General features: G+C 40.3%; 15 protein-coding genes. 10 read left to right on the forward strand and 5 right to left on the reverse strand.

The annotated features are described in order from the left end of the window. The first annotated feature begins 86 nt into the window (after positions 1–86). Positions 87–1076: a tRNA dihydrouridine(20/20a) synthase DusA gene (gene dusA, locus CYAN7822_RS22810; protein WP_013324604.1), complete on the forward strand. Its 990-nt coding sequence runs from the start codon at positions 87–89 to the stop codon at positions 1074–1076. A gap of 80 nt (positions 1077–1156) precedes the next feature. On the opposite strand, the gene CYAN7822_RS22815 is transcribed toward dusA, so the two are convergent. Next, a complete protein-coding gene (locus CYAN7822_RS22815) occupies positions 1157–2461 on the reverse strand; it encodes a tetratricopeptide repeat protein (protein WP_013324605.1) in 1305 nt (434 codons plus the stop codon). 99 nt (positions 2462–2560) lie between these two features. On the opposite strand from CYAN7822_RS22815, the gene CYAN7822_RS22820 reads away from it, so the two are divergent. Beyond that, positions 2561–2908 carry a DUF6717 family protein gene (locus tag CYAN7822_RS22820; RefSeq protein ID WP_013324606.1) on the forward strand — a complete coding sequence of 116 codons (348 nt, stop codon included), beginning with the start codon at positions 2561–2563 and terminating at the stop codon, positions 2906–2908. A 9-nt stretch (positions 2909–2917) separates the two neighbouring features. On the opposite strand, the gene CYAN7822_RS22825 is transcribed toward CYAN7822_RS22820, so the two are convergent. Continuing rightward, positions 2918–4015, reverse strand: coding sequence for an ABC transporter ATP-binding protein (locus CYAN7822_RS22825; RefSeq protein ID WP_041933356.1), 1098 nt, complete (start codon positions 4013–4015; stop codon positions 2918–2920). A 208-nt stretch (positions 4016–4223) separates the two neighbouring features. Between CYAN7822_RS22825 and CYAN7822_RS22830 the strand changes: the two genes are divergently transcribed. The 4 genes from CYAN7822_RS22830 to CYAN7822_RS22840 all read left to right on the forward strand — a co-directional run bounded on the left by CYAN7822_RS22830 (position 4224) and on the right by CYAN7822_RS22840 (position 6334). Next, a complete protein-coding gene (locus tag CYAN7822_RS22830) occupies positions 4224–4967 on the forward strand; it encodes a phosphorylase family protein (protein ID WP_013324608.1) in 744 nt (247 codons plus the stop codon). Between the two features lie 87 nt (positions 4968–5054). Further along, the gene (locus tag CYAN7822_RS40540; RefSeq protein WP_157871948.1) at positions 5055–5138 is read left to right on the forward strand and encodes a pentapeptide repeat-containing protein; all 84 of its coding nucleotides are present in this window, start codon (positions 5055–5057) and stop codon (positions 5136–5138) included. 139 nt (positions 5139–5277) lie between these two features. Beyond that, positions 5278–5706: an FKBP-type peptidyl-prolyl cis-trans isomerase gene (locus tag CYAN7822_RS22835; RefSeq protein ID WP_013324609.1), complete on the forward strand. Its 429-nt coding sequence runs from the start codon at positions 5278–5280 to the stop codon at positions 5704–5706. A gap of 250 nt (positions 5707–5956) precedes the next feature. After that, entirely contained in the window at positions 5957–6334 is a 378-nt protein-coding gene (locus CYAN7822_RS22840; protein WP_013324610.1) for a hypothetical protein, read from the forward strand. Positions 6335–6548: 214 nt separating this feature from the next. On the opposite strand, the gene CYAN7822_RS22845 is transcribed toward CYAN7822_RS22840, so the two are convergent. From CYAN7822_RS22845 to htpG, 3 genes are all read right to left on the reverse strand, one after another. After that, on the reverse strand, positions 6549–8723 hold the full coding sequence (locus tag CYAN7822_RS22845) for a transglycosylase SLT domain-containing protein (RefSeq protein ID WP_013324611.1): 2175 nt from the start codon (positions 8721–8723) through the stop codon (positions 6549–6551). 642 nt (positions 8724–9365) lie between these two features. Further along, positions 9366–9602, reverse strand: a complete 237-nt coding sequence (rpmB, locus tag CYAN7822_RS22850; protein WP_013324612.1) for a 50S ribosomal protein L28 — start codon at positions 9600–9602, stop codon at positions 9366–9368. Between the two features lie 154 nt (positions 9603–9756). Further along, complete coding sequence (htpG, locus tag CYAN7822_RS22855; RefSeq protein ID WP_013324613.1) at positions 9757–11763, reverse strand: molecular chaperone HtpG; 2007 nt, start codon at positions 11761–11763, stop codon at positions 9757–9759. 555 nt (positions 11764–12318) lie between these two features. Here htpG and CYAN7822_RS22860 point away from each other — a divergent pair. The 4 genes from CYAN7822_RS22860 to CYAN7822_RS22875 all read left to right on the forward strand — a co-directional run bounded on the left by CYAN7822_RS22860 (position 12319) and on the right by CYAN7822_RS22875 (position 15741). Then, a complete protein-coding gene (locus tag CYAN7822_RS22860) occupies positions 12319–13209 on the forward strand; it encodes a PEP-CTERM sorting domain-containing protein (RefSeq protein WP_049802618.1) in 891 nt (296 codons plus the stop codon). 131 nt (positions 13210–13340) lie between these two features. Then, complete coding sequence (locus CYAN7822_RS22865; protein WP_013324615.1) at positions 13341–14171, forward strand: sterol desaturase family protein; 831 nt, start codon at positions 13341–13343, stop codon at positions 14169–14171. Positions 14172–14502: 331 nt separating this feature from the next. Beyond that, entirely contained in the window at positions 14503–15186 is a 684-nt protein-coding gene (locus tag CYAN7822_RS22870) for a PEP-CTERM sorting domain-containing protein (RefSeq protein WP_013324616.1), read from the forward strand. A 258-nt stretch (positions 15187–15444) separates the two neighbouring features. Beyond that, positions 15445–15741 (forward strand): RNA recognition motif domain-containing protein, encoded by a 297-nt coding sequence (locus tag CYAN7822_RS22875; RefSeq protein ID WP_013324617.1) that lies wholly within the window; start codon positions 15445–15447, stop codon positions 15739–15741. The last annotated feature ends 68 nt before the right edge of the window (positions 15742–15809 follow it).

Here is a 15809-nt window from a genome sequence, read left to right on the forward strand (position 1 = left end):
TTGAATCAGGCTGTTAGTCTCTAGTTAAAAGCTCTGAGTTCTTTTCTTTTCTGTTAACATAACTATAAGAATCTGCCTATTCAACCTTGATTATCCATTATCAATTACTCGCTAATCCTTTGAGTGTTGCGCCGATGATGGAGCGCACCGACCGCCATTTTCGCTATTTGATGCGCCAAATTACCCGCCGCACTTTACTCTATACTGAGATGATTACTACGGCGGCTATCATACACGGTGATCGCCATAAATTATTAGATTTTTCTACAGAGGAAAAACCCCTTGCTTTACAATTAGGTGGAGATAACCCCCAAGAGTTAGCCCTATGTGCTTCGATTGCGGCTGATTGGGGCTATGATGAGGTTAATCTTAATGTGGGATGTCCGAGTGATCGCGTGCAGAATGGCAATTTTGGGGCTTGTTTGATGGCTCAACCGGAAAAAGTTGCTCACTGCGTAGCCGCTATGCAAAAAGCCGTTAATATTCCCGTTACCGTCAAGCATCGCATTGGTATTGATGATCGTGATCGTTACGAAGATTTGGCGAATTTTGTGCGTATTGTCTCAGAAGCCGGCTGTTGCCGCTTTAGTGTACACGCTCGCAAAGCTTGGTTAAAAGGGTTAAGCCCCAAGGAAAACCGCACTATTCCCCCTCTACGTTATGAGGATGTTTATCGTCTTAAACAAGAGTTTCCTCATTTATTTATTGAAATTAATGGCGGCATAACCACTTTAGAACAAGTTCATCAGCAATTACAATGGGTGGATGGGGTAATGATTGGACGTGCGGCTTATGATAATCCTTATTTGTTTGCTACTGTAGATCGAGATATTTATGGGGAAGAAACCATTCCGCCCACCCGTCACCAAGTGGCTGAGAAAATGTTGCCCTATATTGAAGATATAGTCAGCCAAGGGATTAAACTTCATGCCATTAGCCGCCACTTATTACAACTGTTTAGCGGACAACCGGGAACTAAAGCTTGGAAGCGTTATATTAGTGAAAATGTTCATCATCAGGCGGCTGGTGCAGAAGTGATTGAGGCGGCATTAGCTCAAGTTCCTTTATGGGGTTGATCTTCTGTACCACAAAAAGGGTAGATTTTGCGGGCTTATTTTGTTAAATACTACCGCATTTTTGTGGGGGTTAGAGCCAATTAAGGAATAGTATTAAGAACTGCCAAGGCTTGTTGAACTTTAGCTGCATCTTTTTGCTGTTGGAATAAAATAACAGCTTGTTGTAAATCGGCTTTTGCTCCTTGTTTATCTCCTACCTGATAACGGGCAACTCCTCGATTATTGTAGGCCAGAGCATAATTATTATCAAAACGAATCGCTAAAGTGTAATCTTCTATCGCACCTCGATAATCTTTTAATTGATAACGAATATTCCCCCGATTATGATAGGCAACAGATGATACAGGATTCTCTTGGATAGCTTGGTTAAAGGGTTGTAGAATAGCCTCAGCATTTTTTAACGGATTACGGCCAAGCAAAACATCGAAGTTAGTGATCAATAGACGAGGATTTAAATTAGTGGCTTGAATATAATCATCAATCGCTTGCTGAAAAGAGCCTATTTCTGCATAGTTAATGCCTCGGCCATAGTAAGCATGGGCCTCTTTAGGTTGACGACGAATAACTTGGCTATAATTGTCGATCGCTTCTTGATATCTTCCTGATTCATCAAAGACTGTGGCTCGGTTACCATAAGGTTTAATTTCGCTAGGATCAAGGCTGGTAGAGCGATTTAGGTCTTCAATCACCCCTGAATAACTGCCCAATAGATAACGAACAATGCCTCTGTTGTTGTAGGCGATAGCAATGCTAGGATCAAGACGAATAGCCCGCTCAAAATCTTCTAGTCCTTCTTGAAAGTTACCCAGATTACTCAAGGTGACTCCTCGATTATTGTAAGCTGTAGCATTTTTGGGATCGAGGCGGAGAGCTTGGTTATGATCGGCTAAGGCTCTGCGATAATCTCTTAATTCATCTCGAATAAATCCTCGATTAGTATAAGCTTCGGCTAATTTGGGATTGAGGCTGATGGCTTTATTATAGTCTTCGAGGGCACTTTTACTGTCTCCTGACCTATGAAGTGCTAATCCTCGGTTATTATAATATCTAGCTTCTTTAGGATTGAGGCTGATGGCTTTATTATAATCTTCTATGGCTCCTCGATAATCTTTTAAGCCCGAACGAGCCAGTCCTCGGTTGTTGAAAGCTTCAGAAATCTGAGGGTTAATGGCGATTACTTTGCTGAACTCGACAATAGCACCTTGATAGTCTTTCGCTTTGAGTTTACTTTGCCCTATTTGAAAGTCATGGTAGGCTCTTTGTTGTTGCTCATAAGTTGGCTGTGTGGGGGGTGAATTAGCCATCGCGCCAGCTATAGAGATCATGCTCATGCTCATTCCTAGCAAAACGATGGGAACAGCCGCTAAACCTTTAAATCTAATCATGGTAAAATAGAATAGGTTAGAATGTTGCTATTAGTGTTCCCAAAAATCAGCAAAATATTGGCTTAAAATTTAAAATATTATCAATGATTGCAGCCCTGTATGCAAAACTCTTTAATGGTAATTGTTCCCTATCGATATGAGGGAACTTGGGTATTTGATGACGAGCGAGTAGGTTTAATAAAAGAACCTTTTGTTGCTGGAATTCCACAAATGATCGAGGTAATGGTTAAAGAGATTCCCCACCCAGAGCAAGGGTTTAGATTATTATTTGGCGCTACTCCTTTTCCAGGATATCAATTAGAGTTAGATTGGATCAGAGAGGAATTTCAAGGACATTGGTATGCTTGGAAAGAAAAAAATTTAGAAGGTTGGTTATGTCCGGCTTTGTTTAAATATTTTTGGCAAGCGCCTCTCAAAATCTATTGTAAAGCCGAACCCAAATCTTAAGAATAATGGCTATACCACCATAGAAACCGGATCAGACGAAGGCGTTTGAATAGAATTTAGGGGAAAAACTTGAGCCGCATTCGCGTTAACCGATAAGCTAACTTTTGTCCCGATGGATAACTGAGTATTGGTGGTAGTCCGAGCATGAATTTGATTTCCTGAAGGCGTTTGTAAACAGTAGCGGTATTCCCGTCCTAAAAACTGGCGATCACAGATGACCACTGAGGCGGTTTCATCCGGTTTGAGCAAAATATCTTCTTGTCTGAGCATTAATTCGCCTTGTTCAAAAGCCGTAGACTCAGGAATTTCCCAAGTGCCAATTTCAGTTTGCCAAATATTGCCGGCTCGTTTAGCGGGTAAAAAGTTAGCCTGAGTCACGAACTCAGCGACAAAACGCGAAGCCGGTTGAGCATAAATTTCTTCGGGTGTTCCCACCTGTTCGAGTTTTCCTTGCCGCATCACGGCAATTTGATCACAGATCGCCATTGCTTCTTCTTGATCGTGGGTGACAAAGATGGCAGAAATCCCCGTCGCTTTGATGATGTGGCGGATCTCATGACGCAGGTATTGACGGACCTGTACATCTAAGTTACTGAGGGGTTCATCCAATAAGATTAACTCCGGTTGGGGAGCTAAGGCCCTAGCTAATGCGACTCGCTGCTGTTGTCCCCCTGAAAGTTGATGAGGATAGCGCTTTTCTAGTCCTGATAAACTGACTAATTGAAGCACTTCCTGGACACGCGATAAAAGGCTTTGACGAGAGAATTTTTCCAGGCGTTTTAAGCCAAAGGCGATATTTTCAGCGATGGTTAAATGGGGAAATAAAGCATAATCTTGAAATACCATGCCTGTATTTCGTTTTTCTGGCGGTAAAAAACTTTTTTCACATGCCACCAGTTGTCCGGCGATTTCTACCGTACCCTGAGTGGGTTGTTCAAATCCAGCAATAATCCGTAATAAGGTGGTTTTTCCACATCCAGAGGGCCCGAGTAATCCTAATATCTGTCCCTTCAATAACGTTAAACTGACTTGTTTTACTGCCGCCTGAGAATGGTGAGAAAATTGTTTGGTAATTTGGGATAGATTAAGAATTACTGGTTCTTTCATCGGATTTAGTCTTGTTTGTACCAAGCTAGAACAACTGTTAGGGATGGAGTCACGGTTAGTTGAGGTCAACCAATTTCCATGAGCATTAGGGTTAAATAATGCGTCTTTTGGAGGATGACACTCACTCATATAAGTCTTATGCCTATGAACTCACTATTTTCTTTTATAGCACTAAACCCTTTTAAATAGGAAACTTTCTCAAAAAAATATGATCGATTCAACGCCCTCAAAGCTAGACTTAAACCCGGTGACAAACAGCATTGATGCAATTTTAGTGCCTCAAGGTGCAGAGTATCAGGCAGTTTGCCGAGGTTTGAAAGGCAAATCAGAGCTAAAGCCAAAAGTCATTTCTATTGCGATGGGTTGTCAGTCTTCTGGTGCCTCTCTGGAGCAGTGGATACAATCTACAGAGTTTCTTAATAAGCCGCCTAAAAACCTGTTATTAATGGGATTATGTGGGGGGTTATCGCCGAACGCTCGAGTCGGGGAGATTGTCATCTATTCTGGATGTGGTTATGCTGAGGGAGCCGCTCAATTATTATGGCAAGACTGCCAGAGTGATTTAGTAAAATTTCTGCAAAATCAGCTAAAAGATCAAGCCAAGCTAGTGAAGGGATTAACCAGTGATCGCTTAATCACATTAGCGAAGGAAAAACAAGCTTTATATCAGCAGTATCAGATGGATGTGGTTGATATGGAAGGGTTTACAGCGTTAAAAGTTTTCAATGAAGTGGGAATCAAAACCGCTATGATTAGGGTAATTAGTGATGACTGCCAGCAAAATTTACCCAATATAACCTCAGCCATTAGTGCTGATGGTTCTTTAAAACCCATACCCTTAGCGCTATCGATGATCCAACAGCCCTATGCCGCCATTCAATTAATTAAGAGTTCCTTAAAAGGTTTACGGGTTCTAGAAGAACTTAGTAGTCAATTAATATTTACTCTTTAAATACTCCCTGTGTTGGAGTGAAATTCATTCAAGAGAATGATGTCCCAGAGTGCAAAGCTTCTCGCCGGCTGAGAGTAAAGTTGAGAGGTGGCAATATTTACTTTTGCTGATCTCATTGATGCCGATCTCAGTTATGCTGATTTTAGCAATCTCCATCAAGTCGGAGCCTAAAATAGATAGAACCACCTTAAACTATAGGTAATCGGTAGATGATTCTCAACAGATAAATAGTTAGTGATGAATTTCATAAAAATTTAATGTGGCAAGAATCATTGAAAAGATTAGGGTAAAAAAAACTTAAGGAGAAACGATGGCACAAGCTAAACAAGGTGACCAAGTAAAAGTTCACTATACCGGCAAACTAGACAACGGTGAAATTTTTGATTCTTCTGTGGAGCGCACTCCTCTAGAGTTTTCTATTGGCAAACAAGAGGTTATTCCAGGTTTTGAAGAAGCGGTGATAGGCATGAGTCCGGGGGATTCTAAAACGGTGAAGATTCCTTCAGAAGAAGCTTATGGCCCTTATTACGAAGAACTGGTAATGGTGATTGAGCGTGAACAAATTCCCCCAGATTTAGAGCTTGAGGTCGGCCAACAATTGCAAATTCAACAGGAAACTGGTCAAACGATTCCGGTTATAGTCAGAGAGCTTTCTGAAGACGATGTAACCCTAGATGCTAACCATCCTTTAGCCGGGGAAGATTTGACTTTTGAGATTGAATTAGTCGCCATTCATTAGTCATCTGTTCTTTTTCCCCCTTTCTCCTACCGAGTCGTATTCCGGAAGGGGGAATTCAACAATATTTGTGATCAGCCTTTTAACCTAGTTATTTTTGTAGGTGATGGGGCCATGGCCTCTTTCAGAATAAATAAATTTTCTAAATTTTTTCTCATTCCTTTGAAAGAAGAGGTTTTTTGTCAAGAATATTAATCTATTAATTAGAGATAAAAACTCATAAAAAAAACGATTAATATTTGGAGAAGATAAAATGATGCGTCCGATAGGAGTAGTCCTAGGTATAGGAGCATTAATTCTTATTTCAACTAATGAAGCCGTAGCCGCTCCGCTACCGAATAATGCTAATCAAGGAGTACAAAAGCGTGCAGATCGTGCTTTATCGAATATAGAAAATCGTTCGGTTTCTAAAGATTTTGAGGCTTTCTTTTTAGATCAAACAACCATTAATTATCCTCAAGGAACGGTAGGAGAACGTTCTCAAGGTCAAAACCAACCCCAATTACTGGATAATATTAGGATTGAGATCGGGGATGATAGTCCTAATAATAAGATGGAACTTTTCCCCAATGCGAGAGGGGCTGATCGCTCTAATAGCTCTCAAATTTTATATCAATTTGAAGAATGGTAAGTACCTGGACAAAATTAAAGTTAACTGTTTGGTAAGGGAACACCGGATCTGGGAACAGGGAACAGGTAAGACTTTCAAGGTTTTTACATTTCTTAACATAATCAACTTTATTTATGTCCAGGTACTTAAGTCCTTAGACATCATTAAAGTAGGGGTGGCCTTTCCCCGCTCCTACTAGATAAAAATTATTAGAGGTCATCACCCGATTTTAAGCTTATTGTTGAGGTAAATTGGACATCATTTGTGCCACTTCGGCATTATAAATTCGTAAGTAATTCCAATAATTGCCAAAGACAGACTCAACATAACCTCTTGTTTCTTTAAAAGGGATTTTTTCCACAAACACATCCGGATCAGATAAACCAAATTTTTTCTGCCATTGATTCACATTACCCGGACCAGCATTATAACTAGCCACCGCCAACATGGAATTATTCCCATATTCTTTATGAGTATAATCTAGATACCAAGTGCCCATTTTAATATTATCATCGGGATTTTTCAAAGAATATTTAGTAATATTGGCTTTGTCAGCTATCCATCGCCCAGTAGAAGGCATCACCTGCATTAATCCCACAGCCCCTACAGGCGAGAGAATTTCTTTTTCAAAACGAGACTCTTGACGGATCAAAGATGTCACTAACAGAGGATTTAAAGACCGTTGCTGTGACCAACCTTCAATCAAATCATAATAGGGAAAAGGAAATAAAGCCTGCCAGTATTCGGGTTTATTTCTTAATACTTGCCATTGAGCTTGTTCGGCGGCACTGTCTCGATTTCTTAAATCCCAAACTAAATTAATACCTTCTAAAAATTGCTGTTGTTTTTGTTTAAATATGCCTAAAGCAAATTGTTCATCAACGGTTAACTGCCAAGGGTTAGGCACTTCGGCTTGAAAAAGCGTCCAGGCTTCATCATCTAAACCCAGCCGATAAAGTTCTTTAAAGGCTTGAGAACCTGATGGTAAAACCGGCCTTGTCTCGGGGAAAACCACTGTGGGCGCATAATAGCGTACATCCTCAAAATCTCCGACTTTCCAGCCCAACTGAACCGCCGAACGCCAAGCATAGTAAGATTGGGGATAACGGGCAAGGGTATGAAGAAAGGCATCTTTTGCATCTTGGGGACGGTTTAATTTTTGGGCCCATTTCCCCACCCAGAAACCCGCCTTAGCCGCCACTGTTGTATCAGGAGCATTGATAGTGATCGGTTGTGCCCATTCCCACGCTTTAACTAAATCTCCTTTATCAGCATAACTTTTAGCAATTTTCCAACGATAGCCGGCGGCGGCTTCTGAGTTAGGATATTGAACCAGTAGCTGTTGTCGCGCTTTAGAGGCGGCTTGTTTGCTGTTGAGTAGGTCGAGCAATTCGGCTCTTTTGAGGAGAGCGTCGGGGGCTTGTAGAGGAAACTTGTTAATGGCATAATCCAGATAGCCTAGCGCTTCTGAACTCCCCGATAAACCCACTAAACGCATCAGAGCTTCTCCGGTTTCTGGAGCATCGGGAAATGAGCGCACCAATTGTTGATAAGCTTGTTTGGCTTGAGCTTTTTGTCCACTGAGATGAAGCCCTCTAGCATAACGATAGAGGTTAACGGGGGTACGACTCGCCTTATAGTAAGCTTGGGTAGCCTTTCTATAGTCCCCAAACTCCCAATAACCATTACCTATGACTTCCCAGTCTTGAGGGGTTAACTCGGGGGCATAATCTTTAACTAAGCGATCGCGTACTGCATTCATGCTTGGATCAAAAGCATTATATTTCACCAGCAGTAGCATTAACTTGGGTTGTTTGGGATTATCCTTGAGACGTTTGTTGATAATTTCCCAAGTACGGGGATGGTTAGGAAATTGACTGATGGCTTGATCCCAATATTTGGGGTCATATTTTCCTAAATAATAAAGAGCTTCAGCGACCACCGGGTCACTTGGATAAGTTTGTATCAGTTTTTTCCAAGTTTCTTGGGCTAAATCATTTTCATTACTCAACTCATAACCCCTACCCTGTTTGAGCAAAATCCAGGGGGCTAAGGTGGGGTATTCTTGTTCTAAACCCTCTAAGAAGCGTAATGCTGGGCCTCCCTCATATTTTTTTATTAACTCTGTAGCCAAAATATAACGGGCCCGACTTCGTTCTAAGGAAGGTTTTTCTGATAAGGCGATGGTTTTCAGTTGTTCAAGTCTGTCTTGAGCAGAAGCATTAGCTAGTTTTAGCACAACAGAAGGAGAGTTATCATCTTCTTGTAGTGCAATTTCCGTTTTTTGTTGCCAAGTTTCTATCTTTTCCAGAATTTTTGGGCTAAATCCGACTAATCCCACTAGGGCGATCAGAGCCGTTCCTGAGCCAATGGCTAATACAGAAGTTTTTTGTCTGAGTTTTTTGAGCATTACACCGCGCTATTACACTCATCAGTCATTTATTATCAATGATTATGCGCTCTAATGGATCAAACTGTCGAACTGAGGTTTCCACAAAAAACCGGCTTGACTGCCGGCACTATATTGATTGAAATTATCCAAATAAACTCAACTATAATTATAAGCTATATAAAAAGGTCGGTTATCTAAAGGATGGCTCAAAAAAGTCAGGAAAAGGGATGACAGAGAAAAATCACTCGTCTCTATTTCTTCATCCCTTGTCCTACTTGCTAAAGTATCATTCCCTTGGTTGACAAATTAGTCTTGATGAAGATTTAATTCCAGACAAAGCTGCTATTTAAATCTCTGTTCTATTATAGGTTGATGAATTTGCTAAAAACCTGAGTATTTTCCAGGATTTTTCCGGACTCATCCTCAAGCGTTTTGTCCGATTTATGTATTTCTTTTAAATAAACCTTAAACAGAATTGACTGACAAAGAAAAACTGAAATAATCTTTAAAAATCCCATAGATGAAACTGATCTAGGGTTTTCTTAATTTAAGATTTGAGAACTTAAGCGGCTGGAAAAGTGGTATTTTTCGGTTAAAATGGCGGGACAGGGCCGATTAAAAAGCCGATCTAGCCCCGACCTTGTCCATCTGCGGCTATGCTTAAAACAGGTTTAAATTAATACCTGCTTCCTTAGCCATAAGTGCTATCCCTTTCTTTTCTAGGGTTTTAATCGCTTTGGTAGACAAGCGCAGTTTTACCCAACGTTTTCCTTCTGCCCACCAAATTCGCTTCCATTGTAAATTAGCTTCTTGTAATCTTTTGGTACGGCGGTGAGAGTGGGAGATGCTATAAGCGTTATTTGCTTTCTTTCCAGTTAATTGACAATGACGGGCCATAACAATTTTTTTGCTTTTTCTATACGTCCAACCTTTCTAGTTTAGATCGTCATTAGTCATTAGTCATTAATCATCGGTTATTATTTATGTGTCATTCGTTTTGATTTTGCCGAATTTCTAGGGACTAAGGACTAGCGACTAATGACAATCACTGTTAAAGTTTTTCGGTTAGCGTCGTTAATACCTGATTAGAGCGTTCTACAAAGGATTTCATGCCCTGTGCATCAAACCCTTTTTGCGTCATCAAGGCTAAGTCATAAACGTGCTGACATAACATTTTAGCCATTTGAGCAGAAGGAGATTCTCCACTACCGGTGACAATACCCCCTTGACTGAGTTTAAGAATATTTTCAATTAGGGGATGGGCGGTATTAATCATCAGGATGTGTTCTTCTGGGAAGGCCAGGGTTTGTTGTTGATACAAGGCCGTCATTTCCCGTAGTCGCCGCATGGCTTCAGGTAATAATACAATGGCCGGGGGCGTTCCTTGAGGGTCATCCGATTTAAGCGCCTCGGTTTTAAGATTAATTTTGGGATTGTTGAGCGCTTTCTCAAAGATTTCTTTGATCTGTTCACTACGGGTTTTATTCGTCGCAGGATCTACGATTTCACTCGCTTTATCTTGCTGTAACAAGGTTGAGTCTAATTCCGAGTCTACGCGAGAGAATTTAACTTGATCATATTCTCGCTCTAAGAAGGGGATAAAGTAATTGGTATCAATAAAGGAGTCAAAATAGAGGACTTCTACACCCTGATTTTTGTACAGTTCAACGTAGGTTGCTTGGGTAGAAGCATCGGTGCAGTAAAAGACTCGGTTTTCATGCCGCTCTTTATTGCGGTCTAGATAAGATTGGAGAGTGGTATAACCTTGTTTTTCGATGGCGGCTAAAGGAGTATCAGCCGCTTTTTCTGGGGTGACATCTTGCCATAAATCTTCTTGTGCGCTTTGGACTTCCACTTTAGGCGTTTCGCTGTCAGTTTTATTTTCGCTTTCGGAGGGTTTGTAGGTAGTGCGATAAATGAGGATATCTTCTACCTGTTTTTTAAATTTCTCTTCTTTGAGAGAACCATATTTAATAAAGGTGCCCACATCTTCCCAACAACGAATATATTCTTGGGCGTTTTCGTTGTAAAGGTTTTTGAGGCGATCCCCGATTTTTTTAGCGATAAAATCAGCGATGCGGCGAACGGTGCGATGATTGGTTAAGGAACTTCTCGAAACATTGAGAGGAATATCCGGACTATCAATAACCCCTCGTAAGGGCATCAAAAATTCGGGAATAATTTCTTCACAGTGATCAGAGACAAAGACTTGGTTACAGAAGAGTTTTATTTGTCCTTTTGAGACATCTACATCGGGTCTAAGTTTAGGGAAATAGAGAATCCCATTGAGCAGAAAAGGATAATCTGTGTTTAAATGAACCCAAAGTAAGGGGTCTTCTTGGAATGGATACAGATAACGATAAAATTCTAAATAGTCCTCATCCTTTAAATTTTGGGGCGATTCTTTCCATAAAGCCCGTTGTTTGTTGATTTGCTCGCCTTCAAATTTGATCGCAACAGGAATAAAATCTGAGTAGGTTTTGACTAATTGTTTAATTCGTGAGGGTTCGAGATATTCAGTTTCATCATCGAGTAAGGTCAAGGTAATGGTAGTTCCCACTTCCTGACGGTTTGATTGACTTAATTCAAATTCGGGTGAACCATCACAAGACCAATGAACCGCTTCTGCTCCTTCTTTGTAGGAGAGGGTATCTATTTGTACCTTTTTAGCCACCATAAAGGCAGAATAAAACCCTAGTCCGAAGTGTCCGATAAAATCATTGGCACTCTTTTGATATTTGCTGATAAAGTCTTCTGCACTAGAGAAGGCCACTTGGTTGATATATTTTTTTACCTCATCTACGGTCATTCCGATGCCGTTATCCGAGATAGAGAGGGTTTTTTCGTCTTTATTAACACTAATAACAATTTCCGGTTCGGGTAAGTCGCCTTTGACTTCTCCGGCTAAGGATGCCATTTTTAGCTTAGAGATAGCATCAACGGAGTTTGAGATCAGTTCTCGCAAAAAGATTTCGTGGTCAGTGTAGAGAGACTTTTTGATAATGGGAAAGATATTCTCTGTATGAATCGTAATATTGCCTTTTTCTAGTACGGTCATAAGCTTTTAATTGTTTTAGGTTGAACTTTGGGTATAAATACCTCCTTTCTTCTCCTTGAGGAGCAGATTAGAGCAGGAGGGTATTACTGATTCTATCTCTTGATTTTGCCTGATTATGCTTAAGGAGTGTTTCTGGGATTGCCCACCCTCAATATTTCGGATAACCGTACTCTATAACGTCAGTTCGACAGAGTAATAATTTTATTGAAAGAAAACCCGATCACAAGTTTCTAGCCCGAGTCCGCACCATTTCAAGGCGCGGAGTGGCTCAAAAAAGAATAAGGGGAAAGCCGCAAAGTAAAAGTTCCTAGAACTTTTTCCCTTTTTTAAAGAGTTATTAAAGATATGTTTGATTAGAACTTATATTAATAAAGCTTTTTTAGGACATTAGTATTAAAAATATTACGCTTAGAAGTTAATTTTTTAACTGGCGAACGCGCATCGTTCACTACTTGTGAAAAACTTGTCCATGTACTGACTAGGAGCGACAACGATAAAACCTTCTGATTAAATTTTTTATAAGTACGGGAGAGCTATTTGCTAATTTAAATAATTTTGTTAGAATTTGAGCGTCGTTTAAAATCTCTCTTTTGGGGGATGTTAAAAATGAATTTAGCGATAAAAAAAACAATCATCGGCCTGTCTGCGCTCAGCATTTCCGCATTGGGTTCTTCTGCCCAAGCAGCCAGTATCAATTTAGTTAAGAATGGGGGTTTTGAAAACTATACTCAAAATGCGCCCAAAGCGTACTATAGTAATCCGTCCACAGTGATCGGTTATGGTAATGGAGGAGCATTGGATCAGTCTGTTACTGTCAACGATTGGAGTAACCCAACATTGATCGCGCCTAATCAACCAGCCTTAAATTTTCTTTTGCTGCCTAATTCATCAAACCAAACATCTGGCCCCGGCGTGCCTGGCTACTCTGCTTTCCCTTTAGCTGGTCCTTATAATGGACATAACAATGGTTTGACTGAGAGTCCTGCTGGCGGAAATTATATCGCTTCAGACAGCGATCCTACCTACTCAGGCCCCCTTCAACAGGTGATAACGGGTCTTATTGTAGGGCATACATACGAGTTAAGTTTTTATGAAGGTGCTGCCCAGGAAGCGACTGCACAATTGAATCCAGTTACAAGATGGTATGTTGGTTTTGGAAACCAAACATTTACATCAACTCTTTTCAATCTACCCAATCAGGGTTTTTCTGGATGGCAAAAACAAACAACAACATTCACCGCAACTTCTACATCACAATTGCTTCAATTCGTAGCTTTGGGAGGTCCATCAGGCGCTCCACCTGTATCCCTTTTGGATGGAGTCTCTCTGGTTGATACTGCCCCCGTACCCGAACCCTTCACCATCCTCGGTTCTGCTGCCGCTTTAGGTCTCGGTGCTGGGTTCAAATCCAAAATAGGTAAGAAAGCTAAAAGCGATAAGGTCTAATGCAATTAAATGTTAAAAACTTACCCCCACAAAAATGGGGGGTAATTTGAAAAAGAGTAAACTACCTATGCTGGCTATTGTTACAGCATAGGTACTTCCATTGTAGTCTGGATTTCTAGAAGCACCAACCTATGCACCACTTTATCGCCTCACTTGTGCTAGATCTTTTGAGATTATCAGTTTGGTTAGTCCTTCTGATGCTCATTTTCGTTCCCCTAGAAAGGCTTAGTCCTCGGCACAAACAAAAAGTATTTCGTCGGGAATTTCTGATAGATTTGCTCTATTATTTTCTCAACAGTATTGTGCCTAAATTGCTTCTCGTCCTACCCCTGTCAATCCTTGCCTGGACGGTTCATCGCCTTGAACCCATTGGTTTTTATACTTGGGTCGCTAGTCTGCCGGTGGGAACACGCCTTCTCCTAGCCATTATTGTGGGAGAATTCGGCGCTTATTGGGGTCATCGCTGGATGCACGAAATTCCCTTACTATGGCGATTTCACGCTATTCACCATAGTGCCAAAGAAATGGATTGGCTAGTCAATACCCGCGCTCACCCTTTGGATATGTTTTTGACCCGACTCTGTGGTTTAGTACCTATCTATTTACTAGGTTTGGCGCAACCCACCGGAAAAACTGCCGATATAGTCCCCTTACTTTACGTCGTTTTTGGGACTATCTGGAGCTTTTTTATTCATGCCAATATGTGCTGGCGTTTCGGTTTTCTCGAAAAGTTGATCGTTACTCCCGCTTTTCACCATTGGCATCATACCAATGACGGAGCCGAGTATATTGATAAAAATTATGCTGCGATTTTTCCTTGGGTTGACCAAATCTTTGGAACATTTTACCTCCCTAAAAATCGATGGCCTAAGAAATATGGTATTGATATGCCTGTCGCTTCAGAAATCACTGGACAACTGCTGCAACCGTTAGAAAATATTTTATTTTTTAGACAACAATAACATGAAGATATCATCGATGAAGCTTTCTAGAACTTACGTACTGTAACCAAATCATAAAGGTTTGAGATTCCAAGCGGAGAGCGAAGAATGAGATAAAATCGTTCTTTTTAATCGGGAGTACGTAAGTCTTAATATTTTGAGGGGTAAAGGGGTTTAAAATCGATTTTAGGGGCAGATCTTGAAAAGTGTGGTCAGGCCAACAGGCCAACAAAGTAAAACAATTACGCTTAGAAGTTAATTTTTTAACTGGCGAACGCGCATCGTTCGCTACTTGTGAAAAACTTGTCTATCTACTTATAATGAGGTGTAACTAATTCTAGAGAATAGATTTATGATTCCTTCTTGGTTAAAATGGACAACCCTGACGGCTTGTACAATCATTCCCATAAATATGATTGCTCTACAGCCAGTGCAAGCCGCTTCCTTTAAATTTAATTTTGTCTCTTATGAAGATCCTTTATTTTCTTATGGTTCTGGTGAGTTATCTTTTGATGATTCTAGTTTACAAGGGTTTGGCAAAGAGACTGTTAATATTACTGAATTAAAAAATGTTAACTTTAATTATTTTTTAACCAGTAAGGGATATTTGGGAGATGTTCTATATTACGGGAGATGGATAACATCTGACCTAGACTTAGCTTATAACTCGGATATTGATTTGGAATTTAATAACGGAGAATTGAGCGGTTTATTTTTTAACGAATATCAGAATTATACTAGAGGAGGTTATGGTGGAAGTATAATTTATGAGATTAATATAGATTATAAATTAGCCTTTGAAGGAAAAACTTTCTTAGAAAGTTATTCAGGAACAGAGTATTCGGCTGGATACGATTACAATAATGATGAATTTTTTGAATACACCAACGACATCAGTGCGACCGGAGCTTACGGAACTATCACTTTTGAAACTATTGTCCCTGTTGAACCAGTTCCTGAACCTCTTACGATTTTAGGCACAGGAACAGCGATCGGCTTTAGTCTTTTGTTTAAAAAAATGAAGCAAAAAAATTAAGTTCAATCACAAAGGTGGGCAATGCCCACCCTAATTATTTATAAAAGTAAGTATTTATGCTCAAAAAATTAGCGATCACCACGTCAGGTTAATTAATTTCACTAATTTTAAATTTATGCTAAACTGTCTATAGAGACAAAAAATCGTTGAACTTTCTTTGATTATGATAGTCGTCGGACAATCACGCGCGTTATTATTTGACAGGTCAGTCTCCGAAATTTATTCTCGCTACACATTGATTTTATCAGGAGACATCCCATGTCAATTTATGTTGGAAATCTACCCCATGAAGTAGAAGATAAGCACCTTTCAGAAGTTTTCAGCGATTACGGTAAAGTCAATCGAGTTTATCTCCCCACTGACCGAGAAACAGGTCTTCGTCGCGGTTTCGCGTTCGTAGAAATGGAAACCCCTGAAATGGAAGATGCGGCTATTTCCACCCTCGATGGTGCAGAATGGATGGGACGAGAATTAAAAGTTAACAAAGCCAGAGAACGCGAAAACCGTAACTCCGGCGGTGGTGGCGGCAATTATCGTCGCAATAATCGTTACTAAACTTAACGATGGTTAATTGTAAAGATTAACTGAATAATTTAATTTGTCAGGTGGGCAAAGCTTGCCCT

Origin of the sequence: Gloeothece verrucosa PCC 7822 (assembly GCF_000147335.1) — a bacterium.
GTDB classification, from domain to species: domain Bacteria; phylum Cyanobacteriota; class Cyanobacteriia; order Cyanobacteriales; family Microcystaceae; genus Gloeothece; species Gloeothece verrucosa.